Raw genomic sequence first — 25,989 nt, forward strand, 5'->3', positions numbered from 1 at the left:
ATGAGACCAAAAGCAAAAAGGAGAAAGGCAGGAACTTGACCCAAGCCACAGACCCGAAACATACCTAATAGGCGGGTCAATTCTCGGTGGAAATGCCGGGTCAGTTCTCAGTGGCAATCAACACCAATTGTCTCATCTCGATGAAATTCCCGACGCGACCAATGTGGGAGATGTCCAATGAAACGCTGGCAGAAGGTTGTTGCGATTTTGCTAGTGATGGGCTTTGCGATCTTGGGCAGCTCCGATTGGGAACTCCCGTTTCTTGGCGCGGTCGGTCCGGTATCGCCGGCCTATGCCGTCATCGGCCGTCCGCTGACGCCGCTTTCCTATGCAGGCGTAGCCCGTCGGACCGCGCGACGTACAGCCCGGCGGACAGTAGCTCGTCTGACGGTTTTGCCGCCCGGCTGCGTTTATGGTCTTTATGGTGGCGCTTACTACTACAATTGCGGTGGCGTCTACTATGCCAGGAGCGGCGGCGTCTACGTTCAGGTGAACGTCCACTAATCGGAAAGAGAAAGGAGGGAATGGAACCGTATTGGTTCCGTTCCTCCAGCCATTCATGCCATTCCGATACTTCCGGCAGACCACAGTTTGGATTGATCAGCATGCTTCGTGTCGTTCATGGACGAAGGCCGGTTTCCGTCGGCCGCATTTCCCTGTTGGCCGTTGCCTTGACGGGGTGCGGACATGCGGAAGAAGTGTTGGTTCCCATCGCCTATTCCGCTCCAGACACCTCGATTGCCGACCTGCTCGTCATTACGACGCGTAAGCCATCGGGAAATCCCGCTACACTTTACAGCGGTCAACGCGACAAGGCGTTTTCACTCGATGAGATAAAGGTCTCGATCCCGCCAGACAGCCATCGAAAGGTGGGCGATGTGCAGTGGCCGAAGAGGCTTCCGCCCGACCCTGCCACTGACTTTGCGACCGTCGAAGTCAGTCATCTGGCGCCGACGCAGGCGGCAGGTTCCGACTGGTTGGCGCGCAATCTGCCGAAGAGCCGAGACGTGCTGGTTTTCGTGCATGGTTTCAACAACCGCTATGAAGATGCGGTCTATCGTTTCGCGCAGATCGCGCATGACTCGAAGGCCGATGCGGCCTCGAGGCCGACCTGAGCCATGCGGTGAAGCACATCTCGCAGGAACGGGCTCCGCGTCGAGCCCTGTCGATCCGAAAGCAAGCCCTGTCGTTCGGACCGGTAGGTCGCTGCGATGAAGGGAATGTCGTCGGCTTCGGCGCCCGCCTCGATAAGCGCCTCGCGCGCTTCGCCACCTTCCTCAAACGAAAGCTCGTCCTTTGCTCCGTAGGCGTCGAGGAGGCGGTAAGCCCAGCCGACCTGCCGGTCGGCTTCGCGCTGGGAAGGGTCGCGAAGGGAGCCGCTGCGCTTGGCGGCGCGGTCGAGTGCGTCGATCTCCTCGCGCATGGCCTCGACCTCGAGCGCGAAAATCTTCGTGAGCTGTTCCTTGGTCGCCATTCTCGCTTTCGGCACCATCTGCATCTGGAGCAGCAGCGCGTTAAGCCGCCGCGCCACCACGGATGCCTTCTTACGGTCCGAGAGCCTAAGGCTCAATGAAAGTCGGGCGCTTCCGGCCGCGGCGAAGCCAACGGGAATCCGCGCCCGCCAATAGAAGACCGGTCCTCTGAGGACGAGATTCTCGACCTGGTGCCTGCGCAATCCCATCCGCCCGTGCTCCGTCGGCCCCGGGCGGATGGACACCACCTGTGGGCATCAGTTATGGGCACCACTTGGACAAGGCCGATACAGCGCGGAACGGCGACCTTGCGGAAGGTCCGGAATCCCGCGGATTTCAAGGATTTCTGGGAGCGGTTTGGCTGGGGAACCTGGATTCGAACCAGGACTAACGGAGTCAGAGTCCGCTGGTCTACCGTTAACCTATTCCCCAACAGGGCGTCTGATTCGACGCTGTGCCGAAACAAGCCGCAATTGGCGGGCATCATGCAGGCAACCCCGCCGGCAGCGCCCGTTTCGGCTGCCTTGTAGCCGCCAACGGAAAATAGTCAAGCCTGCACCGCGTTTCAATCCACGCATTGTCATCATTCGGTTCTTCGGCCGAACTGAGAGCGCTCGAACAGCAGCACCACGAACAGGGCGATGATGAGCGGCACGATCAGGTAAATCAGCCGGAACACCAGCAGCGCAGCCACCACGCCCGCCTGGTCCATATCTGACAGCCCTGCCAGGCACACGACTTCCAGCACGCCCAGGCCGCCCGGCGCATGGGAAATCTGGGCTGCGGAAAACGACACCATGAACACGCCCAGCACCACCAGATAGCCGGGATTGCCTTCGACCGGCAGTGCGAAAAACAGGATCGCGGCAGCCGCCAGAAGTTCGATCGGCCCGATGATAAGCTGGCGGGCCACGATCGGCAGGCGGGGGTAGTGCAGCTGGAACGTCCCGATCCTGAGGGGACGGAAATGCAACCAGCTGCCGAACACATACGCCGCGACCAGCAGCAGCATGATGATTCCCGCGCCGGTAGACAGGCTGGTGAACCCCATATCGGAGAAGCGGTCGAAAAGGTTGGGTTCGAGCAGCAATACGACGCCCGACACCAGGAAAGTCGACAGAATGAAGGTGAACCAGCATATGGCGACAAGCACGCCCACGTCCTGCCCGCTCAGACCTCGCGTCCCATATGCCCGGTAGCGAATGACGGCGCCGGAGAAAACCGACCCGCCGATATTGTGCGACAGCGCATATGTGGTGAAGGAGCAAAGGGTCACGAACAGCCAGGAAACCCGCTTGCGAATATGCAGAAGCGCGATGTGGTCGTAGCCCGCAAGCGCGCCATAGGCGGCAACCCCGCTGAGCGCCGCCAGCATCCAGCGGTGAGGGCGAATCGCACCCAGCCCGGCCCAGACGTCGTCCACTGAAATGCCGCGCAGCTCGCCCACAAGCACCCATACGGAGAAGGCGACGGCCGAAAGGCCGACCAAGGGCCAGAAATAACGCCTCCAATTCATTCCGCGACAGCCGTTCCCAAACCCGTTCCCGAATCCAGCGCAGGTTGATGAGCTGGCATGTTAGGTGAGCCTGTTTCCCTCTCGAAACGCAATGGCCTATCGAAGTCGGCTACCCAATCCTTGCGCACTGATAGTGGAACAGGTGATTTCGCTTTGCGCTTGGTGATCCGCCATTGCGCTGCTAGTCTGGCGCCAACTTACGGGAAAAGTAGCGCCTGCTGCGTCCGCCAAACGGTTCGCGCGGCACTGGAAGGATCGACAGTGGAAGACCGCAACGCCGGCGTTCAGACGCCGGGGGCGAGGGTGTCCGGCGAGGTTTCGGCGTCTTCGACGTCGCAAACACCGCCCGCAGACCGGCAGCAGCCGAACCGTCGGGCGGCGGCGACGCGTGCGCAGGCAGCGGAATCGGACACCCAGCCCAAACCGAAAGGCAGGAAGCGTCGCAAGCGCAAGCGCGGCCGCAAGGTCTTCGCGCGGGTAGACGGGCAGAGCCCGAAAGCGCCGGCCGAAATCGTCGTCACGGTTCCGTCTCCGCAGTCGCCGCCAGCGCAGAAAAGCGAGCCGAGGCAGCCGCAGCCGGTTCCGGCGTCGAGCCCGCATGCCCCGAATAGAACTCACTGGCAGGCGGGACAGGAACTGCCGGTGTTCGCAGCGCTTGATCTCGGCACGAACAATTGCCGGCTGCTGGTCGCGGTGCCGTCCCGCCACGGGCACTTCCGCGTCATCGATGCCTTCTCGCGCATTGTCAGGCTGGGCGAGGGGCTTGCGGCCAGCGGGCGGTTGGCCGGCCCGGCCATGGACCGGGCGTTGGAAGCGCTCAAGGTCTGCGGCGACAAGCTGCGCAACCGCAAGATCAGGCGAGCCCGGCTCATCGCCACCGAAGCGTGCCGCACGGCCGAGAACGGCGCCGAATTCCTGGAGCGCGTGGAGCGCGAAGCGGGGCTGAAGCTCGAGATCATCGACCGCCAGACGGAAGCGCGGCTGGCGGTTTCCGGCTGCGGCTCTCTGGTCGAGCGTGATACGCGCGGCGTGGTGCTTTTCGATATCGGCGGCGGTTCATCCGAAATCGCCCTGATCGACCTGACAGACCGCCGTTCGCAGCGGCTGGCCAACCACATCGTGTCGTGGACCTCGTTGCCGGTGGGCGTGGTGTCGCTCGCCGAGCGCTTCGGAGGGCGCACCGTCACGAAAGAGATCTTTGCCGCGATGGTCGATGACGTGGCCGCGCGGCTGGCGGCCTTCCACGGACGCGACCGGTTGAGCCATCTGGTGTCCAGACCGGGCTTCCACCTGCTTGGAACCTCCGGCACGGTCACGACGCTCGCGGGCGTGCATCTGGAACTCGAACGCTACGACCGGCGCAGGGTCGACGGCCTGTGGATGGACCGCGCCATGGTCGATGCCATGATCGAGAAGCTGCTGGGCTGGGACTTCCAGCAGCGTGTCGCCAATCCCTGCATCGGGGCGGATCGTGCCGACCTCGTCCTCGCCGGCTGCGCGATCCTCGAAGCGATCCGGGGCGTGTGGCCATCCGACCGGTTGCGGGTAGCCGACCGTGGGCTGCGCGAAGGCATATTGAGCGAACTGATGGCGGACGACGGGGCGTGGCGGCAGAAGTGGCACACGTCCGGGCGGCCGGGTGGCCGGTTCGACAGCGGAGCCCGCCAATGACGAAAAAGCCGGACAAGTCAGGCCCGGGCGGTGCACGCGTGCTGCGAACGCGGGTCAAGAAGAAGAGCGGCCTGAAGGAATCGTCGCGCCGTTGGCTCGAACGGCACTTGAACGATCCCTATGTCCAGCGCTCCAAGGCCGATGGATATCGGTCGCGCGCGGCCTACAAGCTGATCGAGATCGACGACAAACATCATCTGCTGAAGCCCGGCATGCGCGTCATAGATCTCGGTGCGGCTCCGGGTGGATGGTGCCAGGTCGCCGCGGATCGGACGAAATCAAGCCTCGACGCTCCACATGTCGTCGGCATCGATTATCTGGAAATGGACGCCGTCCCCGGCGCGACCATATTGCAGCTGGATTTCCTCGACCCCGACGCGCCCGAAAAGCTGACCCAGGCACTGGGCGGCGAACCGGACGTGGTGTTGTCCGACATGGCGGCGCCGACCACCGGGCACCGGCGCACCGACCATCTGCGCACCATGCATCTGTGCGAAGTCGCGGCGGATTTCGCCATGTCGGTGCTGAGGCCCGGCGGCCACTTCCTCGCAAAGACCTTCCAGGGCGGCACGGAAGCGGGCCTGCTCGACGCGTTGAAGCGCAATTTCCGTTCCGTCCACCATGTGAAGCCGCCGGCGTCGCGCGACGAATCGGTGGAGCTTTATCTCCTGGCCAAGGATTTCAAGGGGCGCCAGCCTTCGCAGGACTGAGCCCGCTCGGCATCACCGCCCGGAGGAAGAGGCGGACGTGACCGTCTCCACGCGCTTGGCCGGCCGCCCTTTGTAGCCGGACACGGCGTTGCCGGCATCCGGGGCGAGGCGGACGAACGAGATCGCCGACAAGGCCGATACGAACGCGACCAGATAGAACGCGATGTGGAAATCCGTAAGGGTCAACGCCCCGCCATGGACTTTGTCCTGGATTTCCAGGATGCCGCCGGCCAGCGCCACGCCCAGGGCAATGCAGAGTTGCTGGGCCACCGCCGTGATCGGGGTCGCCTTGCTGGTGTCCTCGGGCGACACGTCGGCATAGGCCAGCGCATTGATGCCGGTGAAGAACATCGAGCGGATGAAGCCCCCCGCCAGGATGACGGCCAACATCACGGCATAAGGCGTTTCCGGCGTGAAGAAGCCGTTGATGGCTATCGTGCCGGAAGCCATGAGCGAGCCTGCGATCAACACCCTGCGGAAACCGAAGTTGCGGAATATCCAGGTCGTGACGAATTTCATGCCCATCGCCCCGATAGCGGTCACGAAGGTGATCATGCCGGACTGGAACGGTGTGAGGCCGAAAGCGAGTTGGAACATCAGCGGCAGCAGGAACGGCACGGCGCCGATGCCGATGCGGAACAGTCCCCCGCCGAGCACCGAGGATCGAAAAACCTGATTGCGGAACAGATCGAGCGCCAGCAGCGGATTTTGGGCACGCCGCGCGTGGAAGAGATATAGCACGCCGCAGAGGACGCCGACCGCGACCGTGGCGAACCCCACAATAGGCGGCAAGGCCGGCAGGCTCACCACGGAAAGCCCGAACACGACACCCGATGCGGCAACGCCGGACAGCACGAAGCCGATGGAATCGAGCGGCGGCACATTTGCCGGCTCCGACTCGGGCAGGAAGCGCGTCGCCAGCACGATGCCGATCATGCCGATCGGGACGTTGATCAGGAAAATCCAGTGCCATGTGAAATAGGTCGTGATGAAACCGCCGACGGGCGGCCCGACCAGCGGCCCCACCAGCGCCGGAACCGTCAGCCACGACATCGCCGCCACGAGTTCGTCCTTCGGCGTCGAGCGCACCAGCACGAGCCTGCCGACCGGGGTCATCATCGCCCCGCCCATGCCTTGCAGGAAACGCGACACGACGAAGGCCAGCAGCGAATTCGAAACCGCACACGCGATGGACCCGAACACGAAGACGGCGATGGCGGCGCGGAACACGTTCTTGGCGCCGAACCGATCTGCCATCCAGCCACTGACGGGGATGAAGATGGCCAGCGACACGAGATAGGCCGTAAGCGCCAGTTTGAGCGCGATGGGGCTCGTCTGGATATCGATCGCGATCGCCGGCAACGAGGTCGCGATAACCGTGCCGTCCATGTTCTCCATGAACAGTGCGACGGCCAGTATCAAGGGAATGATGCGGTTCACGGACAATTTCGGTTGCAACGCAAGGTAGTCGGGTAAAATGTCGTCGCGCCGGGTATCATGCCTGACCTGCAATGTCGCGCGTTCGCCCCGTCACTTTTCTGCGACCGGCGAGAGCGCATCTGACCCCGTTTCCCTGTTGTCCGCTTTCCATCGACGACGAGACGTGTTACCAGCCAGCGCCATCCTGAAAGGGAAGAAACGAGTCGGCGCTATCAATCGATGGCGTTCGTCCCCTTATTTTTCGAGGAACGGCATGGCCAAGATCATCGAGACGCAGACCGGCGCCCTGGCGTTGACTTTTGACGACGTGCTGCTTCAGCCCGGCCATTCCAACGTCATGCCCGGCGAGACCGATATCAGCACACGCATCGCCGGCGACATCGACCTCAACGTTCCGATCCTTTCCGCCGCCATGGATACGGTCACCGAAGCACGGCTGGCCATCGCCATGGCCCAGGCGGGCGGCATCGGCGTCATTCATCGCAACTTCTCGCCGGCAGAGCAGGCCGAACAGGTCCGCCAGGTCAAGAAATTCGAATCCGGCATGGTGGTGAACCCTGTCACGATCGGTCCCGACGCCACGCTGGCGGACGCTTTGACCTTGATGAAGACCCACGGCATCTCCGGCATTCCGGTCGTGGAAAACGGTGGCGCAGGCGGTCAGAAGACCGGGCGGCTCGTCGGAATACTGACCAACCGCGATGTGCGCTTCGCCTCGGATCCGGCGCAGAAGGTCTACGAGCTGATGACTCGGGAAAACCTGATCACGGTGAAGGAGAACGTCGATCAGAGCGAGGCCAAGCGCCTGCTGCACCAGCACCGCATCGAAAAGCTCCTTGTCGTCGACAAGAGCGGCAATTGCGTCGGCCTGATCACCGTCAAGGACATCGAGAAATCCCAGCTCAACCCCAATGCCAGCAAGGACGCGCACGGGCGCCTGCGCGCCGCTGCGGCAACCAGCGTCGGCGAGGACGGTTTCGAGAGGGCAGAGCGCCTGATCGACGCAGGCGTGGACCTGCTGGTGATCGACACCGCCCATGGCCATTCCCAGCGCGTGCTCGATGCCGTCACACGCGCCAAGAAACTGTCGAATTCGGTTCGCATCATGGCCGGCAACGTGGCGACGGGCGATGGCACGCAGGCGTTGATCGACGCCGGCGCCGACGCCGTCAAGGTCGGCATCGGCCCGGGCTCCATCTGCACGACCCGAATCGTTGCCGGTGTCGGCGTGCCTCAGCTCGCTGCGGTCATGGCGGCCGTCGATACGGCGCAGAAGTCCGGTATCTCGGTGATCGCCGACGGCGGCATAAAGTTTTCCGGCGATCTTGCCAAAGCGCTCGCGGCCGGTGCCAACGCGGCCATGATCGGCTCCCTGCTGGCCGGCACCGACGAAAGTCCGGGCGAGGTCTACCTGCACCAGGGCCGTTCCTTCAAAGCCTATCGCGGCATGGGCTCCGTCGGCGCCATGGCGCGCGGCTCTGCCGACCGGTATTTCCAGGCCGAGGTGCGCGACACGCTGAAGCTGGTTCCGGAAGGCATCGAAGGTCAGGTGCCTTACAAGGGACCTGTGGCTGGCGTGCTGCACCAGCTTGCAGGCGGCTTGAAAGCCGCTATGGGTTATGTCGGCGGGCGCGACCTTGCCGATTTTCGCGAGCGCGCCACCTTCGTGCGCATTTCCAACGCGGGACTTCGTGAGAGCCATGCCCATGATGTCACGATCACCCGGGAAAGCCCCAACTACCCCGGGGCAAGCTGAGCACCGCTCCTCCGTGCGCAACCTGCGGGAAAACCTGCTCGATCCGGTCATCGGGCCGGTCATCGGGCTTTCCCGCCACATGGTCGCACTGATCTTCGCCTCCGGCGCCGTCTTCCTGGCCATGACGCTGCTGGAGTTCTTCTATTTCAGGGATTTGAGCGGCGGCCTGCCGTCGCTCGACATGCGCTTCACCGGCTTTACCCCGGACGAAGGCATGGCCTGGCTGACTGCGCTCGGCCGGCGCGGCAGCGAGATCATCATCGTCTGGCACTACCTGACCTTCGACTTGCTGTTTCCGGCCCTGCTGTCTGCCACGCTGGTCAGCACCATCCTCGTCACGGGGCGCAGACTGCCGGGCTTTGCGAGCCTGTCCGAAGGCGCCCAGACCCTGCTGGCAATCGGCCTGGTCATGCCTTACACGCTGGCCGACTACGCACAGAACCTGGCCGTGGTCCGCCTGCTTTCCGATTTTCTCCTGGCCAATCCCGATTCGTTGTCGCTCGCCTCGGGCCTGATCGTGACGAAGTTCGCGCTGGAGGCAGTTCCGCTCATTGTCATCGCCGCCTTTATCCTGGCGGGCAGGCGGCATCGATGACGGCGGAAGCCGGGCAGGGGAGAGGCCGATGAACCAGACCGCGATCCTGTGGCCGATGATCGCCCATGTCCTGCTGGTCTGCATCGTTTACGTGCGTCTCGGCTGGCGCCGCCGGATTGCGGTGCAGACGGGCGCCGCCTCTCCGAACCAGTTCAAGCTGCGCACGCGTGAACCCGAGGTCAGCGCCGCCACGGCCAACAATCTGGTGAACCAGTTCGAGCTGCCGGTGCTGTTCCATGTGCTGTGCCTGGCCCTGTTCATGACCAGGGGCGCATCTTACCTCACGGTGGTCCTGGCGTGGCTCTTCGTCCTGCTGCGCTATTTTCATGCCTATGTGCACGTCACCAGCAACGACTTGCGCTATCGCAGCCCGGCCTTCGCGGCAGGCTTCGTCGTGCTGGTGGTGATGTGGGCGGTCTTCGCTGCACCTTCTCGGCGCGGCATAGCGAAAGTCAGCGATCGACCTCGAACAAGGCGATCTTCCTCTTGTCGAACTTGATCGCCAGTTCACCGCGGACAAGGCGCAGTGCCGCGTCACCGAACACCGCCCGGCGCCAGCCATGCAGGGCAGGCACGTTAGCCTTCTCGCCTTCCGCGGCGATGTGGTCGATGTCGTCGCTGGAGGCCAGCATCTTGGGCGCGACGCCCTCCTTTTCGGCGACGATCCGCAACAGGACCTTGAGCAGCTCGGCCGCAGCGCTCGTCCCCTCCGGCGGCTGGAAGGGCTTCGGCAACTTGGGCATGCTGTCCTTGGGCTGTTCGAGCGCCGCGTTCACCACCGCCAGCAGCGATGATGCCGTCGCGGACCGTTCCCACCCCTTCGGCGTCGTGCGCAGCCGCCCGAGCGCCACGGCATCGCGCGGCGCCTGCTGGGCGATCTCGTAGATCGCGTCGTCTTTCAGGACACGTCCGCGCGGCACGTCGCGCTCGCGGGCCTCGCGTTCGCGCCAGGCGGCGACCGCCTGCACCACAGCCAGTTCCTGCGGCTTGCGCAGGCGCATCTTCAGCCGCTTCCAGGCGTCTTCCGGGTGAGGGATATAGGTTTCGCGGGAGGTCAGGACCCCCATCTCCTCGTTCAGCCAGTGGGCGCGGTTCTCGCGCTTCAGCTCTTCGCTGAGATTGCGATAGACGTCGATCAGATGCGTGACGTCCGCCAGCGCGTATTCGAGCTGTTTTTCGGACAGCGGTCGATGCCGCCAGTCGGTGAAGCGGGAGGATTTGTCGATCCGCGCCCCCGTGATCTTCTGCACGAGCTGGTCGTAGGAAACGCTGTCGCCGAAGCCGCAGACCATGGCCGCGACCTGGGTGTCGAACACCGGATGGGGGATCAGGTCGCCCAGATGCACGATGATCTCGATATCCTGCCGGGCGGCGTGGAAAACCTTGGTGACGGACTCGTCCGCCATCAACGAGAAGAACGGCTTGAGATCGAGGCCGGGGGCGAGCGGATCGATCAGGGCCGTCACGCCCGGCGCCGCCATCTGGATCAGGCATAGCACCGGCCAGAAGGTGGTTTCGCGGATGAACTCTGTATCGACGGTGACGAAATCTGATTTTTCGAACGCTGCGACAACGGTTTCGAGTTCGCTTTGGGTGGTAATGACGTGCATAAAAATCGCTTTGGCCGAAAGAGAAGCTTTCTTCCATTCCAGCCGCAAAGCATTTCGTCAAGCTCGGTGGCTCGATTGCGGCGCTTCAGCCAAGCGTTGCCTTGACAAATCCGGCCTCCCATGCGCTTTTCGCGCCGATTTCATGAGGCGGATTCCAATTGCCGGCCTCACCAACTTCTGACCGGAATTTCGACATGCATCGCTATCGCAGCCATACCTGCGCTCAATTGAGGAAGGCCGATGTCGGCCAGACCGTCCGGCTGTCCGGCTGGGTGCATCGCGTCCGCGATCACGGCGGGCTGCTGTTCATCGACCTGCGCGACCATTACGGCCTGACCCAGATCGTCGCCGATCCGGATTCGCCCTGCTTCAAGATCGCCGAGACGGTGCGCGGCGAATGGGTCATCCGCGTCGATGGCGAGGTCAAGGCGCGCACCCCGGAGGCGGTGAATCCGAACCTCGCCACCGGCGAGATCGAGGTTTTCGCCCTCGATATGGAAGTCTTGTCCGCTTCCAAAGAACTGCCGCTGCCGGTGTTCGGCGAGCCGGACTATCCGGAAGACATCCGCCTGAAATACCGGTTCCTGGACCTGCGCCGCGAGACGCTGCACAGGAACATCGTGCAGCGCACCAGGATCATCGCCGAGATGCGCAAGCGCATGGAGGAAGTGGGCTTCACCGAATATTCGACGCCGATCCTGACGGCATCCTCGCCTGAAGGCGCGCGCGACTTCCTGGTGCCGAGCCGCATCCATCCCGGAAAGTTCTTCGCGCTGCCGCAGGCGCCGCAGCAGTACAAGCAGCTCCTGATGGTCGCCGGCTTCGACCGCTATTTCCAGATCGCGCCCTGCTTCCGCGACGAGGACCCGCGCGCCGACCGCCTGCCGGGCGAATTCTACCAGCTCGACCTCGAGATGAGCTTCGTGACCCAGGAAGACGTCTGGGATACGATGGAGCCAGTCATGCGCGGCGTGTTCGAGGAGTTCGCCGAAGGCAAGCCGGTGACGCAGAAGTTCCGCCGCATTCCTTACGATACGGCCATCCGCACCTACGGCACGGACAAGCCGGACCTGCGCAACCCGATCGAGATCCAGGAAGTCACGCAGCACTTCGCCGGTTCCGGCTTCAAGGTGTTCGCGAACATGATCGCCAACGATCCCAAGGTCGAGGTCTGGGCGATCCCGGCCAGGACCGGCGGCTCCAGGGCTTTCTGCGACCGCATGAATTCCTGGGCGCAGGGCGAGGGCCAACCAGGCCTCGGCTATATCTTCTGGCGCAAGGAAGGCGAAAAGCTCGAAGGCGCGGGCCCCATCGCCAAGAACATCGGCGAGGAGCGTACCGAGGCGATCCGTCAGCAGCTCGGGCTTGCGGATGGCGACGCCGCCTTCTTCGTCGCGGGCGATCCCGCCAAGTTCTACAAATTCGCCGGCGAAGCGCGCACCCGTGCGGGCGAGGAGCTGAATCTGGTCGACCGCGACCGCTTCGAACTGTGCTGGATCGTCGACTTCCCATTCTACGAATGGCTGGAGGACGAGAAGCGGATCGACTTCGCCCATAACCCGTTCTCGATGCCACAAGGCGGGCTGGAGGCGCTCGCGACTCAGGACCCGCTGACCATCAAGGCCTACCAGTATGACATGGTCTGCAACGGCTTCGAGATCGCGTCCGGCTCCATCCGCAACCAGCTTCCGGAACTCATGGTCAAGGCTTTCGAACTGACCGGCAAGTCGCGGGAAGAGGTGGAGCAGAATTTCGGCGGCCTCTACCGCGCGTTCCAGTATGGGGCGCCGCCGCACGGCGGCATGGCGGCCGGCATCGACCGTGTGGTCATGCTGCTCGTCGGCGCCAAGAACCTGCGCGAGGTGACGCTGTTCCCGATGAACCAGCAGGCGCAAGACCTCTTGATGGGCGCGCCAGCGGAAGCCACGCCGACGCAGCTTCGCGAACTGTCGCTGCGCATCGTCGCGCCCAGGAAGGAAGGTTGAACCTTTCCCTTCAACCTGCTCGTTTCAAACGCAAAAGGCCCCGTCCAGCGGGGCCTTTTTCATTTGCCGGAACCCGTTTTCAGTGCCGCGACTGGCGCTTCGGGCCGTAACTGCCGTCGGGGCGCCTTTCGAAGAACTCCCCGACCTGCGGATGCCGCACCGGCTCGCCGGAATCGTCCTCGAGAAGGTTCTGCTCCGACACGTAAGCGATGTATTCGGTTTCGGAATTCTCTGCCAACAGATGATAAAACGGCTGGTCCTTGCGCGGACGGACCTCGTCCGGAATGGATTCGTACCACTCGTCGGTATTGGCGAATTGCGGATCCACATCGAAAATGATGCCGCGGAACGGAAACAGCCGGTGGCGCACCACCTGTCCGATAGAGAACTTGGCCGTTTTCATTTTACTCACCACTTCAAACACTTCGTTCTATTTGGCGCAGACGCAGCGCCAGTTCAATCCCAAATGGGGCGGGCAGGCGGTTGACGCCCGGGCTCATCGCCATTAACCGGCGACAATCTCGCAAGCCCGGAGATTTTGTTGACGAACGTCATCGGCCTTGTCCTGCCGTTCTTCGGGCTGATCTTCATCGGCTTCCTCGTCGCGCGCATCCACCGCGAACCCGTGGAAGCGCTTGGGTGGATGAACATCTTCATCATCTATGTCGCCTTGCCGGCGTTGTTCTTCCAGCTTTTGGCGAGAACCCCGTTCGAGGAGCTCACAGAATGGCGTTTCGTCGCCGGGTCGCTGTTCTCCACCCTGCTGATTTTCTCGGTCATGTTTGCCGGCTCGCTCGTGATGTCGCGCGGCGATGTCGCGGAATCGACCATGAAGGGCCTGGCGGCCGCTTACGGCAACACCGGTTATATGGGACCCGGGCTTGCGCTGCTGGCCTTCGGCGAGCAGGCGACTGTGCCCGTCGCATTGATCTTCTGCTTCGAGAACATGATGCATTTCACCGTCGCGCCCATGATGATGGCGCTCTCGGGCAGCGACAAGCGGCCGCTTCCGCAGCTATTGGCGGGAATCGTGCGCCGCATTCTGCTGCACCCCTTCATCGTCGCGACCGCTGCCGGGATCACGGCAGCCTATTTCCAGTTCCGTCCGCCCGTGCCGGTGGACAGGCTGCTGTCCTATCTTTCGGGCGCAGCCGCGCCCTGCGCCCTGTTTGCCATGGGGGTGACGCTCGCGCTGAGGCCGCTGAAGCGGGTGCCGCACGAGATCGCGCCCATCGCCGTCCTGAAGCTGATCGTACATCCGCTGCTGTGCTATGCCGTGCTGAGCCGGATCGGCAATTTTCCCCCGACCTGGCTGTTTTCAGCGGTTCTTCTGGCAGCCCTGCCGACGGCGACGAATGTTTTCGTCCTCGCCCAGCAATATGGCGTCTGGATCGAGCGCGCCTCGGCCAGCATATTGATCACGACCTGTGCCTCGGTCGTGACGGTGACCGGACTGCTCTACCTGATCCAGCACGGCATTCTAACGGCGAACATGGTCCCTTAAGGCATCCGCGAATGCGGAAAACCCGCTTCCGGGACGCAGACCCTCACGCATGAAGAAGGCGCGCAGCGGGGCGAAGCCTTCCAGAATGCCTAGGCCCGCGCGGCGCGCCAACTGCGTCGGCAGCATGTCGGAAAGCAACGAGCGGTTCAGCAGGTTCACCGCGTTGCTGAGCGCCAGGATGTCCGGCCGGCGCTTGCGGTCATAGGCGGCCAGCGCTGACGGAGAGCCTGGGTCGGTGCGATGCATGACCGCGATTTCGACCAGATCGGCGACGTCCCTGACGCCGAGGTTCAATCCCTGCGCGCCGATGGGCGGGAAAACATGCGCAGCCTCGCCGATCAGCGCCACACGGCCTTTCGCAAAGCGGCGCGGGGTAGAGGTGGACAGCGGATAGACCTGTCTGCCGGGCTCGACCTCCACGCGCCCAAGCATGGACTGCATGCGCTCCTCGATCCGCGAGGAAAGTTCGTCGTCGCTCAGCGCCATCAGCTCCTGCGCCGTCTCCGGCCGCACCACCCATACGAGGCTCGAACGGTTGCCCGGCAAGGGAACCTGGGTGAACGGCCCGGTTTCGGTGTGGAATTCGGTGGAGACGAAGCCATGTTCGCTGCGGTGGGCGAAGCTTACGACCAGCGCCGCCTGCGGATAGGCGCGGCGGGAGGTGTCGATGCCCGCCGCCTCGCGTGCCGGGGAGAGCCGCCCGTCCGCCGCCACCGCAAGCAGGGCGGAAACTTCGGAGCCGTCGTCAAGCTTCGCCGTCGCCCGGTCCGGATCGAGGCTCCATGACGAGACAAGTGACTTGCGCCACTCGATCCGCGAATTTCCGGCTACGGCCTGGGCCAGAGCCGCGTTCAGCACCGCATTCGGCATGTTCATGCCGAACTGCTCTTCGCCGATCTCGCTCGCCCGGAACGTCACCACAGGGCTGCGCACGAGGCGCTGCGTGGCGTCGACGATGCGCATGACCCGCAAAGGCGCGGCCTTCGGCTTCACCGCACCGAGAACGCCGACGCGGTCGAGCAGCGCGAGCGCAGGATTCATCAGCGCTGTGGTTCGCCTGTCGTCCGTCGCGACGTCCGGTCCGGCCAATGTCACCGCAAATCCGGCCTCTGAGAGCGCCAGCGCCGCGATAAGCCCGGCGGGTCCAGTTCCGGCGACAAGAATCCGTGCCTGCTCCTGCTTGCTCAAAACGGCCTTCGCTTCCTCTTGGCAGTCCGCCTCAATGGCTTGGGGACAACCACATATAGGGCGTTGCAGGCGACAGGATCAACGCGGCGTTTCACCCCAGCGGATCAGCAGCATAATCCTTTCCGTTCGCGCTTGTCGGCCTGTTCAGCCTGGTGGAAAACTGGCCAGGGCCGATTTGCCAGCCGCATCACCGGTGCGATACTGGTTACAAGGGCGGGAGTGCTGCCAGTGGTCTCGCTGCGATGGGGATTGAAATGGTCGATCAAAACTGGCCCTTGGCGGGAGAGCCTGGATTCTCCGGCGAGGGCGGGGATCGCGACACGGTCATCAGCAATTCGCAACAGTGGATCGTGCCCGGTGTCATCCTGGCGAAGTCGGATCGTGGCAAGACGCATGCGTTCGGCCGCAACCGGAATTTACCCGGCCGTTCGGCCGAAATCTGCAAACTGGATTGGCGGGGCCCGTGAGCAAGAGCGCAAACACAGCAAAGAAGATCGCCAGGCGCATACCGCGGCCTCGAAAAAAAGTGACCTGGCCGCAGGCGCGGGCGTTTTCCGTTCATCTCCTGACGGCCTCAGGCTCGTTCCTGGCGTTCCTGTCGCTGGTCGCAGCCGCCGAGCAACGCTGGACGGCGATGTTCTGGTGGTTGGGGCTGGCGCTGTTCGTCGACGGCATCGACGGCCCGATCGCGCGCAAACTGGAAGTGAAGGAAGTCTTGCCGACCTGGTCGGGCGAATTGCTCGACAACATCATCGACTATGTGACCTATGTGCTGATACCGGCCTTCGCGCTCTACCAGTTCGGGCTCATGGGAGAGAGGCTTTCGTTCCTGTCGGCCGCCATCATCGTGGTCTCGAGCGCGATCTACTACGCCGATACGGGCATGAAGACGAAGGAGAATTTCTTCAAGGGCTTCCCCGTCGTCTGGAACATGGTCGTGTTCACCCTTTTCGTAGTCGGGCCCGGCGAATGGATATCTTTCGCGGCAGTGGTTGTCGCCGGCTTGCTGACCTTCGTTCCGATCAATTTCCTGCATCCGGTACGGGTGAAGCGGCTGCGCCCGATCAATCTCACCATCACGCTGCTGTGGTGCGCGTTCGGGGTGCTGGCGCTTGCGGAATCGGCCATGGCGGAATTCTACAGCCAGATCGGCGTGCTGGCCGAAAACGTCAGCCGCTTCACCAAGATCGGCATAACGATTACCGGTCTTTACCTGTTCTGCATCGGCGGCATCATGCAGTTCTTCCCCAATCTCGGTGCCGGAAAGTCGTCCTCATGAGCAAGGCCATCCTGATACACGCCCATGGCGGTCCCGAAGTCATGCGGTTCGAGGATCATGATCCCGGCAGGCCGGGCGAGGGGCAGGTCCTCGTGAAGCATACCGCCATCGGCCTCAACTTCATCGATGTGTATTACCGTACAGGGCTGTATCCGGCGCCCGATGGCTTTCCGCTCGTTCCCGGGGCAGAGGCGGCAGGCGTGGTTCTGGAAACCGGGGCAGGGGTCGACTGGCTCAAGCCCGGCGACCGCGTAGCCTATGCGGCCAATACGGGCGCCTATGCCGAGACGCGTCTGATCGCTGCCGACCGGCTGGTGAAAGTGCCGGACGGCGTCAGCGACGAACAGGCCGCAGCCATGATGCTGAAGGGCATGACCGCCGAATACCTGCTCCGGCGCACTTTCAAGGTGAAGGCAGGCGACACCATCCTCTGCCACGCGGCGGCCGGCGGAGTGGGACTGATCCTCGGCCAATGGGCCAAGCATCTGGGCGCTATCACGATCGGCACGGCCGGCTCGCCGGACAAGATCGAACTGGCGCATGCCAACGGCTACGATCATGTCATCGACTACCGCAAGCAGGACTTCGTCCAGGAAGTTGCCGCGATCACCGGCGGCAAGAAATGCGATGTCGTCTACGATTCCATCGGCAAGGACACGTTCCCCGGCTCGCTCGACTGCTTGCGGCCGCTCGGCATGTTCGTCAGCTTCGGCCAGTCTTCCGGGCCCATCCCACCCTTCAACATCGGATTGCTGGCGCAGAAAGGCTCATTATTTGCGACGCGGCCGAGCCTTTTCGCCTATAATGCCCGGCGCGAAGATCTGGAGGCTTCGGCGGCCGCGTTGTTCGATGTCGTCCTGTCCGGCGCTGTAAAGGTCAGGATAAACCAGAAATACGCCTTGAAAGAAGCTGCCAAGGCGCACACGGATCTTGAAAACAGGCACACGACCGGTACCTCGATCCTTATACTGTGAGGCTATAGATGCCCACATGTTTACCTTGAAATTATTGAAGCTCTTTCAAACGGAGCACAGCTTTGCGGCCGAAGCGGCCGCTGCTTACCATATCCGCGGGAACACAGAACATGTCTGGGATACCAGATGGGAGGCACTGTGAGTACACAGCACGACTCTGCGAACCTGCTGGAGGTTCGCGGCCTTACCAAGATATTCGGCACGCTGAAGGCATGCGACAACATCAACCTTGCCGTGGCCAAGGGTGAAATTCATGCTTTGCTGGGCGAAAACGGCGCCGGCAAATCCACGCTGGTTAAGATGCTGTTCGGTTCGCTGGAGCCCCATTCCGGCGAAATCCTCTGGGATGGCCAGCCGGTGCGCATCACCAGCCCCGGCGTCGCCAAGAAGCTCGGCATCGGCATGGTCTTCCAGCATTTCTCGCTGTTCGAGGCGCTGACGGCGGCCGAGAACATCGCGCTTTCGCTTGATGACGGATCGCCCATCAGCGCCATCGCGGCCAAGGCCCGGGCACTGTCCTACAGCTACGGCCTGCCCCTCGATCCCGAATCCCTGGTCGGCGACCTTTCTGTTGGCGAACGCCAGCGCATCGAGATCATCCGCTGCCTGCTCCAGACGCCGCAACTGATCATCCTCGACGAGCCGACCTCCGTGCTGACGCCGCAGGAGGCCGACAAGCTGTTCGAGACGCTGGAGAGGCTGCGGCAGGAGGGCAAGTCCATCCTCTACATCTCCCACCGGCTCGAGGAAGTGAAGCGCATGTGCGACCGCGCCACCGTCTTGCGGCACGGCAAGGTGGTCGGCCATTGCAATCCGCGCGAGGAAACCGCCTCGTCCCTGGCCCGCATGATGGTGGGCAACGAGGTCAAGGCGGTGGTGCGCGCGCCGGTGGAAGGCATCGAGACCGCCGCGCCGCTGCTCGAGGTCCGAAAGCTCAGCCGCAAGCCGGCCACGCCGTTCTCCATTCCGCTGCGGGACATCAGCCTGACCGTCCGCGCCGGAGAGGTGATCGGCATTGCCGGCGTTGCCGGCAACGGGCAGGGGGAATTCTTCGAGGCGGTATCGGGAGAGGTCCGTCAGCCTGACGCGGCTTCGGTCCGGATCCGTGGCAGGGACGCAGGCACGCTCGACATCACCGGCCGCCGCTTGCTGGGTGCGGCCTTCGTGCCCGAGGAGCGGCTGGGCCACGGCGCGGCCCCGCGCATGAAACTGTCGGAAAACCTGCTGCTGTCGCGCCACAGAACGGACCGGAAGGCCTTTGTCGGCGCGGGCATGGTCAAAAGCGCGGCCGTCTACGCGGCAGCGCAGCGCATCATCGAGGTTATGGACGTGCGCAAGAGCGCGCCCGACCCGGAAGCCGCGGCCCTGTCGGGTGGCAATCTTCAGAAGTTCATCGTCGGGCGCGAACTGGACCGCAAGCCGACGGTGATGGTGGTGAACCAGCCGACCTGGGGCGTCGACGCGGGCGCCGCCGCTCATATCCGCCAGGCGCTGATCGAACTGGCGCGCAGCGGCTCGGCCGTGCTGGTCATCAGCCAGGACCTCGACGAGCTGTTCGAGATTTCCGACGCCATCGCGGTCATGCACAACGGCGAACTGTCGAAGCCGATGCCGATCGCCGAGGCGACTTTCGAGAAGATCGGCCTTCTCATGGGTGGCGCGGAGCCCGGCCATGCCGAACACGCCCATGGCGAACAGGGATTGGAGACGGTCTGATGCGCCTCGAACTCGTGAAGCGGCCGCAACGCTCGGCCCTGTTTTCCATCCTCTCACCGTTCATCGCCTTCGCGCTGACGATGATTGCCGGCGGCATCCTGTTCGCGCTGCTCGGCATCAATCCGGTCACGGCCTTCCACACCTATTTCATTTCGCCGATCACCGAGGTGTGGCAACTGCATGAATTGGCCATCAAGGCCGCTCCGCTGATCCTCATCGCCGTAGGGCTGTCGGTCTGCTACCGGGCCAACATCTGGAACATCGGCGCGGAAGGCCAGTTCATCATCGGCGCGATCGTCGGGTCGATCATCCCAGTCATGTACCCGACCTATGAGAGCCCGATCGTTCTGCCGCTGATGCTGCTCATGGGCATGGTCGGCGGCGCCGCCTATGCCGCCATTCCGGCGTTCCTCAAGACCCGCTTCAACACCAACGAAATCCTGACGAGCCTCATGCTCGTCTATGTCGCCCAGCTTTTCCTCGACTGGGTGGTGCGCGGGCCATGGCGCGACCCGAAGGGCTTCAACTTCCCGCAGACGGTGCAGTTCAACGATTCGGCCATATTGCCGATGCTCGATTCGGCTGCCGGCAGAGCCAATCTCGGCTTTGTCTTCGCCCTGGTGGCCGCGGTGCTGGTGTGGCTTCTCATGAGCCGCATGCTGAAGGGGTTCGAGGTGCGCGTGCTGGGATCCAGCCCAAGGGCGGGGCGCTTCGCCGGCTTCAACTTCAACCGCATGGTTTTCTTCGCCTTCATGCTGTCGGGCGCGCTGGCGGGCCTCGCCGGCATCTGCGAGGTATCGGGGGCGATCGGCCAGTTGCAGCCGTCCATATCGCCCGGCTACGGCTTCACCGCCATCATCGTGGCCTTCCTCGGCCGCCTCAACCCGCTCGGCATCGTGGCGGCCGGCCTCGTCCTCGCGCTGACCTATCTCGGCGGCGAGGCCGCGCAGAGCGCGCTCGGCATCTCCGACAAGGTGGCGAGAGTGTTCCAGGGCATGCTGCTGTTCTTCGTTCTTGGCTGCGACACCCTCATTCACTACCGCATCCGGCTGATCGGCCTCGGTGCTCCCAAACTCGACGCACCGGCCCCGAAACTGGAGGAGGCACGCTGATGGATATCGCCATCAACATTCTGATGACCGTCGCCACGGCCGCTACGCCGCTGCTCATCGCGGCGATCGGCGAGCTGGTGGTCGAGCGCTCGGGCGTGCTCAACCTCGGCGTCGAGGGCATGATGATCATGGGCGCCGTCGGCGGCTTCGGCGTCGGCTATCTCACCGGCTCTCCATGGATCGGCTTGCTGGCCGCAATCGTGGTAGGCGCGGTGTTTTCGCTGCTGTTCGCCTTCCTGACGCTGACGATCGCCACGAACCAGGTTGCGACGGGCTTGTCGCTGACGCTGCTTGGCCTGGGCCTGTCGGGAATGATCGGCACCAGCTTCGTCGGGCTGCCCGGCGAAAGGCTGCCCAATCTCTACATACCCGTGCTCACGGACCTGCCCGTGGTCGGCAAGCTGCTGTTCGGCCAGGATCCGGTCTTCTACATCTCGATAGCGCTGACGATTGGCGTGGCGTGGTTCCTGTTTCGCACCCGCACCGGCCTCACCCTGCGCTCGATCGGCGACAGCCACACCTCGGCCCATGCGCTCGGCATTCATGTCATCCGCTACCGCTACCTCGCCGTCATGTTCGGCGGCGCGTGCGCGGGGCTGGCCGGCGGTCATCTCTCGCTCGTCTACACCCCGCAATGGGTCGAGAACATGAGCGCGGGGCGGGGCTGGATCGCGCTTGCGCTGGTGGTGTTCGCTTCATGGCGCCCATGGCGCGTGCTGATCGGCGCCTACATTTTCGGCCTGATCTGGATCGGCCAGTTGCATGTGCAGGCGATCGACCTGCAGCAATTCGCCGGCATGCCCTGGATCGTCTACCAGCCGATAGCGCTTCTCAAATCGGTACCGACACAGTTTCTTTCTTCGCTGCCCTATCTGGCAACTGTCGTCGTTCTCGTTCTAATCTCGCGCAACAAGCGTCTGACGATGATGAATACGCCGGCCTCGCTGGGGCAGCCGTTCGTGCCGGACCGCTAAAGACCAAGAACTCAGGTTAACACAGAGAGGAACTACCATGAAAAGACTGCTCATCGCCCTGATGACCACGGCTGCCGCGGTTTCGCTCGCCGCGACGGCCGAGGCGCAGGAGAAGCTGAAGGCCTGTTGGGTCTATGTCGGCCCGATCGGCGACTTCGGCTATTCCTACCAGCACGATCAGGGCCGGCTGGAAGTCGAGAAGGAACTCGGCGACAAGGTCCAGACCGCCTATCTGGAGAACGTCGCCGAAGGTCCGGACGCCGAGCGCGCCTTCGAGCGTCTGGCCCGCGAAGGCTGCAAGATCGTCTTCGGCACCTCCTTTGGCTTCATGGACGCCGAGGTGAAGGTCGCCAAGCGGTTCCCGAACGTGAAGTTCGAGCACGCCACCGGCTACAAGACCGGCGCCAACCTGGGCATCTACAACGCCCGCTTCTACGAGGGCCGTTATGTGATCGGCCAGATCGCCGCCAAGGAATCTAAGAAAGGCGTCGCCGGTTACATCGTCTCCTTCCCGATTCCGGAAGTGGTGATGGGCATCAATGCCTTCATGCTCGGCGCACATTCGGTGAATCCGGACTTCAAGGCCAAGATCGTCTGGGTGAACTCCTGGTTCGATCCGGGCAAGGAAGCCGATGCCGCCAAGGCATTGTTCGACCAGGGCGCGGACGTCATCGTCCAGCATACCGATTCCACCGCTCCCCTGCAGGTCGCGCAGGAACGCGGGCTGCACGGCTTCGGCCAGGCTTCGGACATGATGAAGTTCGCGCCCAAGGCCCAGTACACGGCCATCGTCGACAATTGGGGCCCGTATTATGTCGAGCGCGTCAAGGCTGTGCTCGACGGCTCCTGGAAGCCCGACAATGTGTGGCTCGGCATCAAGGACAAGGCGGTCCATCTCGCCGAATTCGCCAACATGTCGGACGAAACCAAGGCACTGGCCGAAGAAACGGAAAAGAAGATCGCCGGCGGCTGGAACCCCTTCACCGGCCCAATCGCCAAGCAGGACGGCACGCCGTGGCTGAAGGACGGCGAGGTGGCCGACGACGCCACCTTGCTCGGCATGAACTTCTACATCAAGGGCGTGGACGACAAGCTGCCGCAATAAGCAGGCATCTTGCTGAATTGGAAAGGGCGCCCATGCGGCGCCCTTTCTATTTGGCGCACGGGCCCCACCTTAACTGCACCAATTCAAAGCACGCGGCGGCGTCGCAGGCTCCAAAGCCGTCGGGAAAAACTCCGGAGAAGACTCGAATGCTCAAATTCTATTGCCTGCCCTGGTCCAGGGCTTCCGGCGTATTCTGGCTGCTGGAGGAACTGGGACGCCCTTACCAGATCGAGTTGGTCGACACCCGTTCCCCGGGCGGTGTCCCTGAAAGCTACCGGGCGATCCAGCCGAACAAGAAAGTGCCCGCGATCGACCATGACGGCACCGTCGTCACGGAGCGCGCGGCCATCTGCATCTATCTTGCCGATGCCTTTCCGGAAGCACGGCTCGCCCCGGCCATCGGCGACAAGCGCCGCGCCGCCTATCTCACAAGGCTCGTCTATTGCGATTCCGTATTCGATCCCGCGGTCGCCGCACGTGCGCAAGGCCTGGAATACACGGGCAACAGCTTTTCCTTCGGCCTGTTCGAAGACATGGTGGCCAATCTCGAAAAATTGCTGGCCGCAGAACCTTATGCCGTCGGCGACAGTTTTACGGCGGCCGACACGCAACTCGCCTCAGGCATCCATTTCACCATGAACATCCTGAACGTACTGCCAAAACTTCCCGTTTTCGAACAGTATCTGGCGCGCGCCACCGATCGTCCCGCCTATCGCAGCTATCAGGCCAAGGAAGCCGAACTGGCTAGGCAAGTCACACCCATCCAGTTCAGGAGATAACACTGCGTCGGAAACCACCTGCGGGTGGTCAGACTGCCTGCCCGTAGAGGTCGTAGGCGTCGGCCCGATCGATCTTCACGGTGACGATATCGCCGGTCCTTAGCGGACGCCGCGCCTGGATATGGACAGAACCGTCGATCTCCGGCGCATCGTATTTCGTCCGGCCCTTGGCGGAAGTGCCGTGCGCCTCATCGACGATCACCGGCAGCCGCTTGCCGACCTTCTTGGCCAGTTGCGTGGCTGAAATCTTCTGCTGGCGCTGCATGAAGCGGTGCCAGCGCGCCTCCTTGACTTCCTGCGGCACCTCTTCCAGTCCGAGGTCGTTCGAACGGGCACCCGCGACGGGCTCGTATTTGAAGCAGCCGGCACGATCGATCTTCGCTTCGTCGAGCCAGTCCAGCAGCATCTGGAAATCCTCCTCCGTTTCGCCGGGAAACCCGACAATGAAGGTGGAGCGCACGGCAAGATCCGGGCAAACCTCGCGCCAGGCCCGAATGCGATCCAGTGTCTTTTCGCCATGGGCCGGGCGGCGCATGTTCTTCAACACCTGCGGCGAGGCGTGCTGGAAGGGAATGTCGAGATAGGGAAGGATCTTGCCCTCGGCCATCAGCGGGATGACATCCGAGACATGCGGGTAGGGATACACATAGTGCATCCGCACCCAGATGCCGAGCTTGCCCAACTCCTGTGCCAGGTCGAGGAATTTCGCGCGCACCTCGCGCTCCTGCCAGACGCTGGTCTGGTACTTGATATCGACGCCATAGGCGCTGGTATCCTGCGAGATGACGAGGATTTCCTTCACGCCGGCCTTGGCCAGATTCTCCGCCTCCCGCAGCACGTCCGCTGCCGGCCGCGACACCAGATCGCCACGCAGGGCAGGGATGATGCAGAAGGTGCAGCGGTTATTGCAACCTTCTGAAATCTTTAGATAGGCGTAGTGGCGCGGTGTCAGCTTGACGCCTTGCGGCGGCAACAGATCGACATAGGGATCGTGCGCGGGCGGCGCGGCTTCGTGCACGGCCTCCATCACGCTTTCATAGGCCTGGGGCCCGGTGATCGCCAGCACGTTCGGATGCTTTTCGCGGATCAGCTCCGGTGTCGCGCCCATGCAGCCGGTGACGATGACCTTGCCGTTCTCCTTCAGCGCCGTGCCGATGGCGCCGAGCGACTCGTCGCGGGCGGAATCGAGGAAACCGCAGGTGTTGACCACGACAAGGTCTGCGCCGTCATGCTTACGCGCGATCTCGTATCCCTCGGCCCGCAAACGGGTGATGATGCGCTCGGAATCGACGAGCGCTTTCGGGCATCCGAGGCTGACGAAGCTGACGCGGGGAGCGGGCATGGATATCTTCCGGGAGTTCGAAAGGCGGCGCAGTATCACACTTCCGCCGGCCTGCCTACTCCGGGTTCAGGTAAGCGCGTCGTTGACGTGCGGCCAGACCTCCGTCGCGCCGCGATAGATCATGTCGAGCGCGACATAGAGGATGATCAGCAGGCCGACATAGGCGATCCAGCGATGCCGGTGCAGCAGCTTGGCGATGAAGCTCGCCGCCAGCCCCATGAGGGCGACCGACAGCAGCAAGCCTATGACCAGCACGGGGAAATGGTCACGTGCCGCGCCGGCGACGGCGAGCACGTTGTCCAGCGACATCGACACGTCGGCAATGACGATCTGCATCGAGGCCTGCGCAAGGGTCTTGCGCGGCCGTTTGCGCGCTGCCTTGCCGTCGGTGTCAGCGTATGAAAGCGCCTCTGTCGCCTCGCGCTCGTCGTCGTGGCTGGTACGCAGCTCGCGCCACATTTTCCAGCACACCCAGAGAAGCAGGATGCCGCCGACGAGCACCAGGCCCAGTATGGCGAGCAGCTTGACGGCAATGGCTGCAAAGCAGATGCGAAGGACGGTAGCGGCGGCGACGCCGATCAGGATCGCCTTGCGGCGCTGGCTGGTCGGGAGACCTGCGGCCGCCAGCCCGATGACGATGGCATTATCGCCGGCAAGAACCAGATCGATCGCCACGACCTGCAAAAGGGCGGATATGCCGGCCGCATTGAAGATATCCATCGTCCGAGCCCTGGCGTTGCGATACTGACAAAGCGCCTATCGTGTCCGCCCGACAGGCGTCAAGGAGGGAGACCGTTGCGGCGACGCCTGCAAGGGGTCAGGCAGCGACAAGTTCAAGGATAGAGATCGTATTTGGACCAGTCGTCCTTGGGAATCTGGTCGCCGATCCTGTAGCGAAGCTTTATCACTTCCATATGGTCCGGCGCGGTGACGCATTTGAACTTCAGCCGATACCATTCGCCCTTGCTGCGGAAGGCCGCGCCGACGCTTTTGATGGAATCCTGATTCATTTCCGGCGTGGAAAAAGCGTAGGCGACCACCCGGTCAGCGGCGAAACTGCGGTTGTCCTGCGTGATCCTGTCGAGGACTTCCGCATCGCATCGCTGCTCGAGCCTGGTTTCGGGGTCGAGCTTCAACAATCCGGCGCGCAGGCGGCTATCCAAAGCTTCGGCGGGCGCCCCCAGGACCAGGAGAGCCGAAGCGGCAAGGCAAAGTCTTTTCATGTGGCGGGAAACCATCACAGGCGGACCGGAAAATCAAC

26 protein-coding genes and 1 tRNA gene are annotated in these 25,989 nt (G+C 63.1%); 17 read left to right on the forward strand and 10 right to left on the reverse strand.

Going from position 1 to position 25,989, the window contains the following annotated elements; translation table 11 throughout:
- Positions 1-177: 177 nt before the first annotated feature.
- Complete coding sequence (locus QU595_RS27210; protein ID WP_410000582.1) at positions 178-504, forward strand: hypothetical protein; 327 nt, start codon at positions 178-180, stop codon at positions 502-504.
- Positions 505-524: 20 nt separating this feature from the next.
- Positions 525-1,115 carry an alpha/beta hydrolase gene (locus QU595_RS27215; protein WP_315927915.1) on the forward strand — a complete coding sequence of 197 codons (591 nt, stop codon included), beginning with the start codon at positions 525-527 and terminating at the stop codon, positions 1,113-1,115.
- On the opposite strand, the gene QU595_RS27220 is transcribed toward QU595_RS27215, so the two are convergent.
- The 3 genes from QU595_RS27220 to QU595_RS27230 all read right to left on the reverse strand — a co-directional run bounded on the left by QU595_RS27220 (position 1,055) and on the right by QU595_RS27230 (position 2,988).
- Positions 1,055-1,570 (reverse strand): hypothetical protein, encoded by a 516-nt coding sequence (locus tag QU595_RS27220; protein WP_315927917.1) that lies wholly within the window; start codon positions 1,568-1,570, stop codon positions 1,055-1,057. The two genes, QU595_RS27215 and QU595_RS27220, sit on opposite strands and share 61 nt — an antisense overlap.
- A 260-nt stretch (positions 1,571-1,830) precedes the next feature.
- Positions 1,831-1,904: transfer RNA gene (locus tag QU595_RS27225), tRNA-Gln, on the reverse strand.
- Positions 1,905-2,055: 151 nt separating this feature from the next.
- Complete coding sequence (locus QU595_RS27230; RefSeq protein ID WP_315927919.1) at positions 2,056-2,988, reverse strand: lysylphosphatidylglycerol synthase domain-containing protein; 933 nt, start codon at positions 2,986-2,988, stop codon at positions 2,056-2,058.
- A 261-nt stretch (positions 2,989-3,249) separates the two neighbouring features.
- Here QU595_RS27230 and QU595_RS27235 point away from each other — a divergent pair, with 261 nt between their 5' ends.
- Together QU595_RS27235 and QU595_RS27240 are read left to right on the forward strand one after the other, a co-directional pair.
- Positions 3,250-4,659: a Ppx/GppA phosphatase family protein gene (locus tag QU595_RS27235; RefSeq protein ID WP_315927921.1), complete on the forward strand. Its 1,410-nt coding sequence runs from the start codon at positions 3,250-3,252 to the stop codon at positions 4,657-4,659.
- Positions 4,656-5,369: an RlmE family RNA methyltransferase gene (locus QU595_RS27240; RefSeq protein WP_315927924.1), complete on the forward strand. Its 714-nt coding sequence runs from the start codon at positions 4,656-4,658 to the stop codon at positions 5,367-5,369. Before QU595_RS27235 ends, QU595_RS27240 begins: the two co-directional genes overlap by 4 nt.
- A gap of 12 nt (positions 5,370-5,381) precedes the next feature.
- On the opposite strand, the gene QU595_RS27245 is transcribed toward QU595_RS27240, so the two are convergent.
- Positions 5,382-6,809, reverse strand: coding sequence for an MFS transporter (locus QU595_RS27245; protein ID WP_315927926.1), 1,428 nt, complete (start codon positions 6,807-6,809; stop codon positions 5,382-5,384).
- Positions 6,810-7,062: 253 nt separating this feature from the next.
- Here QU595_RS27245 and guaB point away from each other — a divergent pair, with 253 nt between their 5' ends.
- From guaB to QU595_RS27260, 3 genes are all read left to right on the forward strand, one after another.
- Positions 7,063-8,565, forward strand: coding sequence for an IMP dehydrogenase (guaB, locus tag QU595_RS27250; protein WP_315927928.1), 1,503 nt, complete (start codon positions 7,063-7,065; stop codon positions 8,563-8,565).
- 79 nt (positions 8,566-8,644) lie between these two features.
- Positions 8,645-9,160, forward strand: a complete 516-nt coding sequence (locus tag QU595_RS27255) for a hypothetical protein (protein ID WP_315928129.1) — start codon at positions 8,645-8,647, stop codon at positions 9,158-9,160.
- 28 nt (positions 9,161-9,188) lie between these two features.
- A complete protein-coding gene (locus QU595_RS27260; protein ID WP_315927930.1) occupies positions 9,189-9,659 on the forward strand; it encodes an MAPEG family protein in 471 nt (156 codons plus the stop codon).
- Here the strand turns inward: QU595_RS27260 and rnd are convergent.
- Positions 9,613-10,770: a ribonuclease D gene (gene rnd, locus QU595_RS27265; protein ID WP_315927932.1), complete on the reverse strand. Its 1,158-nt coding sequence runs from the start codon at positions 10,768-10,770 to the stop codon at positions 9,613-9,615. The genes QU595_RS27260 and rnd overlap by 47 nt on opposite strands.
- A 194-nt stretch (positions 10,771-10,964) precedes the next feature.
- On the opposite strand from rnd, the gene aspS reads away from it, so the two are divergent.
- A complete protein-coding gene (gene aspS / locus QU595_RS27270) occupies positions 10,965-12,755 on the forward strand; it encodes an aspartate--tRNA ligase (protein ID WP_315927934.1) in 1,791 nt (596 codons plus the stop codon).
- A gap of 79 nt (positions 12,756-12,834) precedes the next feature.
- Here aspS and hspQ read toward each other — a convergent pair whose 3' ends face one another.
- Positions 12,835-13,158 carry a heat shock protein HspQ gene (gene hspQ, locus QU595_RS27275; protein ID WP_315927935.1) on the reverse strand — a complete coding sequence of 108 codons (324 nt, stop codon included), beginning with the start codon at positions 13,156-13,158 and terminating at the stop codon, positions 12,835-12,837.
- A 138-nt stretch (positions 13,159-13,296) separates the two neighbouring features.
- Between hspQ and QU595_RS27280 the strand changes: the two genes are divergently transcribed.
- A complete protein-coding gene (locus QU595_RS27280; protein ID WP_315927937.1) occupies positions 13,297-14,259 on the forward strand; it encodes an AEC family transporter in 963 nt (320 codons plus the stop codon).
- Here QU595_RS27280 and QU595_RS27285 read toward each other — a convergent pair.
- A complete protein-coding gene (locus tag QU595_RS27285) occupies positions 14,236-15,447 on the reverse strand; it encodes a UbiH/UbiF family hydroxylase (RefSeq protein WP_315927939.1) in 1,212 nt (403 codons plus the stop codon). The two genes, QU595_RS27280 and QU595_RS27285, sit on opposite strands and share 24 nt — an antisense overlap.
- Positions 15,448-15,701: 254 nt before the next feature.
- On the opposite strand from QU595_RS27285, the gene QU595_RS27290 reads away from it, so the two are divergent.
- The 8 genes from QU595_RS27290 to QU595_RS27325 all read left to right on the forward strand — a co-directional run bounded on the left by QU595_RS27290 (position 15,702) and on the right by QU595_RS27325 (position 23,386).
- Positions 15,702-15,914: a hypothetical protein gene (locus QU595_RS27290; RefSeq protein ID WP_315927941.1), complete on the forward strand. Its 213-nt coding sequence runs from the start codon at positions 15,702-15,704 to the stop codon at positions 15,912-15,914.
- A 38-nt stretch (positions 15,915-15,952) separates the two neighbouring features.
- On the forward strand, positions 15,953-16,726 hold the full coding sequence (gene pcsA / locus QU595_RS27295) for a phosphatidylcholine synthase (protein ID WP_410000586.1): 774 nt from the start codon (positions 15,953-15,955) through the stop codon (positions 16,724-16,726).
- Positions 16,723-17,700 (forward strand): quinone oxidoreductase, encoded by a 978-nt coding sequence (locus QU595_RS27300; protein ID WP_315927945.1) that lies wholly within the window; start codon positions 16,723-16,725, stop codon positions 17,698-17,700. Before pcsA ends, QU595_RS27300 begins: the two co-directional genes overlap by 4 nt.
- Positions 17,701-17,826: 126 nt before the next feature.
- Positions 17,827-19,416 (forward strand): ABC transporter ATP-binding protein, encoded by a 1,590-nt coding sequence (locus tag QU595_RS27305; protein ID WP_315927947.1) that lies wholly within the window; start codon positions 17,827-17,829, stop codon positions 19,414-19,416.
- Positions 19,413-20,528 (forward strand): ABC transporter permease, encoded by a 1,116-nt coding sequence (locus tag QU595_RS27310; RefSeq protein WP_315928131.1) that lies wholly within the window; start codon positions 19,413-19,415, stop codon positions 20,526-20,528. The genes QU595_RS27305 and QU595_RS27310 overlap by 4 nt, the downstream gene beginning before the upstream one ends.
- Positions 20,528-21,502 (forward strand): ABC transporter permease, encoded by a 975-nt coding sequence (locus tag QU595_RS27315; protein ID WP_315927949.1) that lies wholly within the window; start codon positions 20,528-20,530, stop codon positions 21,500-21,502. Before QU595_RS27310 ends, QU595_RS27315 begins: the two co-directional genes overlap by 1 nt.
- Before the next feature lie 37 nt (positions 21,503-21,539).
- Positions 21,540-22,607: a BMP family ABC transporter substrate-binding protein gene (locus QU595_RS27320; RefSeq protein ID WP_315927951.1), complete on the forward strand. Its 1,068-nt coding sequence runs from the start codon at positions 21,540-21,542 to the stop codon at positions 22,605-22,607.
- Positions 22,608-22,753: 146 nt separating this feature from the next.
- A complete protein-coding gene (locus QU595_RS27325; RefSeq protein ID WP_315927953.1) occupies positions 22,754-23,386 on the forward strand; it encodes a glutathione S-transferase family protein in 633 nt (210 codons plus the stop codon).
- Between the two features lie 28 nt (positions 23,387-23,414).
- Here the strand turns inward: QU595_RS27325 and rimO are convergent, their stop codons facing one another.
- The 3 genes from rimO to QU595_RS27340 form a co-directional block, all read right to left on the reverse strand.
- Entirely contained in the window at positions 23,415-24,728 is a 1,314-nt protein-coding gene (gene rimO / locus QU595_RS27330) for a 30S ribosomal protein S12 methylthiotransferase RimO (RefSeq protein ID WP_315927955.1), read from the reverse strand.
- Positions 24,729-24,794: 66 nt separating this feature from the next.
- Positions 24,795-25,448: a TerC family protein gene (locus QU595_RS27335; RefSeq protein ID WP_315927957.1), complete on the reverse strand. Its 654-nt coding sequence runs from the start codon at positions 25,446-25,448 to the stop codon at positions 24,795-24,797.
- Positions 25,449-25,561: 113 nt separating this feature from the next.
- Positions 25,562-25,951, reverse strand: a complete 390-nt coding sequence (locus tag QU595_RS27340; RefSeq protein WP_410000583.1) for a DUF930 domain-containing protein — start codon at positions 25,949-25,951, stop codon at positions 25,562-25,564.
- Positions 25,952-25,989 lie beyond the last annotated feature (38 nt).

Origin of the sequence: Mesorhizobium sp. SP-1A (genome assembly GCF_032460275.1) — a bacterium.
Taxonomy (GTDB): domain Bacteria; phylum Pseudomonadota; class Alphaproteobacteria; order Rhizobiales; family Rhizobiaceae; genus Mesorhizobium.

Coding starts and splice junctions, on each gene's coding strand:
- rnd (WP_315927932.1), bottom strand. CDS start 10,770: ATGCACGTCATTACCACCCAAAGCGAACTCGAAACCGTTGTCGCAGCG.
- QU595_RS27260 (WP_315927930.1), top strand. CDS start 9,189: ATGAACCAGACCGCGATCCTGTGGCCGATGATCGCCCATGTCCTGCTG.
- QU595_RS27335 (WP_315927957.1), bottom strand. CDS start 25,448: ATGGATATCTTCAATGCGGCCGGCATATCCGCCCTTTTGCAGGTCGTG.
- QU595_RS27305 (WP_315927947.1), top strand. CDS start 17,827: ATGGGAGGCACTGTGAGTACACAGCACGACTCTGCGAACCTGCTGGAG.
- QU595_RS27320 (WP_315927951.1), top strand. CDS start 21,540: ATGAAAAGACTGCTCATCGCCCTGATGACCACGGCTGCCGCGGTTTCG.
- QU595_RS27340 (WP_410000583.1), bottom strand. CDS start 25,951: ATGAAAAGACTTTGCCTTGCCGCTTCGGCTCTCCTGGTCCTGGGGGCG.
- aspS (WP_315927934.1), top strand. CDS start 10,965: ATGCATCGCTATCGCAGCCATACCTGCGCTCAATTGAGGAAGGCCGAT.
- rimO (WP_315927955.1), bottom strand. CDS start 24,728: ATGCCCGCTCCCCGCGTCAGCTTCGTCAGCCTCGGATGCCCGAAAGCG.
- QU595_RS27290 (WP_315927941.1), top strand. CDS start 15,702: ATGGTCGATCAAAACTGGCCCTTGGCGGGAGAGCCTGGATTCTCCGGC.
- QU595_RS27255 (WP_315928129.1), top strand. CDS start 8,645: ATGGTCGCACTGATCTTCGCCTCCGGCGCCGTCTTCCTGGCCATGACG.
- QU595_RS27210 (WP_410000582.1), top strand. CDS start 178: ATGAAACGCTGGCAGAAGGTTGTTGCGATTTTGCTAGTGATGGGCTTT.
- QU595_RS27240 (WP_315927924.1), top strand. CDS start 4,656: ATGACGAAAAAGCCGGACAAGTCAGGCCCGGGCGGTGCACGCGTGCTG.
- QU595_RS27300 (WP_315927945.1), top strand. CDS start 16,723: ATGAGCAAGGCCATCCTGATACACGCCCATGGCGGTCCCGAAGTCATG.
- hspQ (WP_315927935.1), bottom strand. CDS start 13,158: ATGAAAACGGCCAAGTTCTCTATCGGACAGGTGGTGCGCCACCGGCTG.
- QU595_RS27325 (WP_315927953.1), top strand. CDS start 22,754: ATGCTCAAATTCTATTGCCTGCCCTGGTCCAGGGCTTCCGGCGTATTC.
- QU595_RS27230 (WP_315927919.1), bottom strand. CDS start 2,988: ATGAATTGGAGGCGTTATTTCTGGCCCTTGGTCGGCCTTTCGGCCGTC.
- QU595_RS27215 (WP_315927915.1), top strand. CDS start 525: ATGGAACCGTATTGGTTCCGTTCCTCCAGCCATTCATGCCATTCCGAT.
- guaB (WP_315927928.1), top strand. CDS start 7,063: ATGGCCAAGATCATCGAGACGCAGACCGGCGCCCTGGCGTTGACTTTT.
- QU595_RS27315 (WP_315927949.1), top strand. CDS start 20,528: ATGGATATCGCCATCAACATTCTGATGACCGTCGCCACGGCCGCTACG.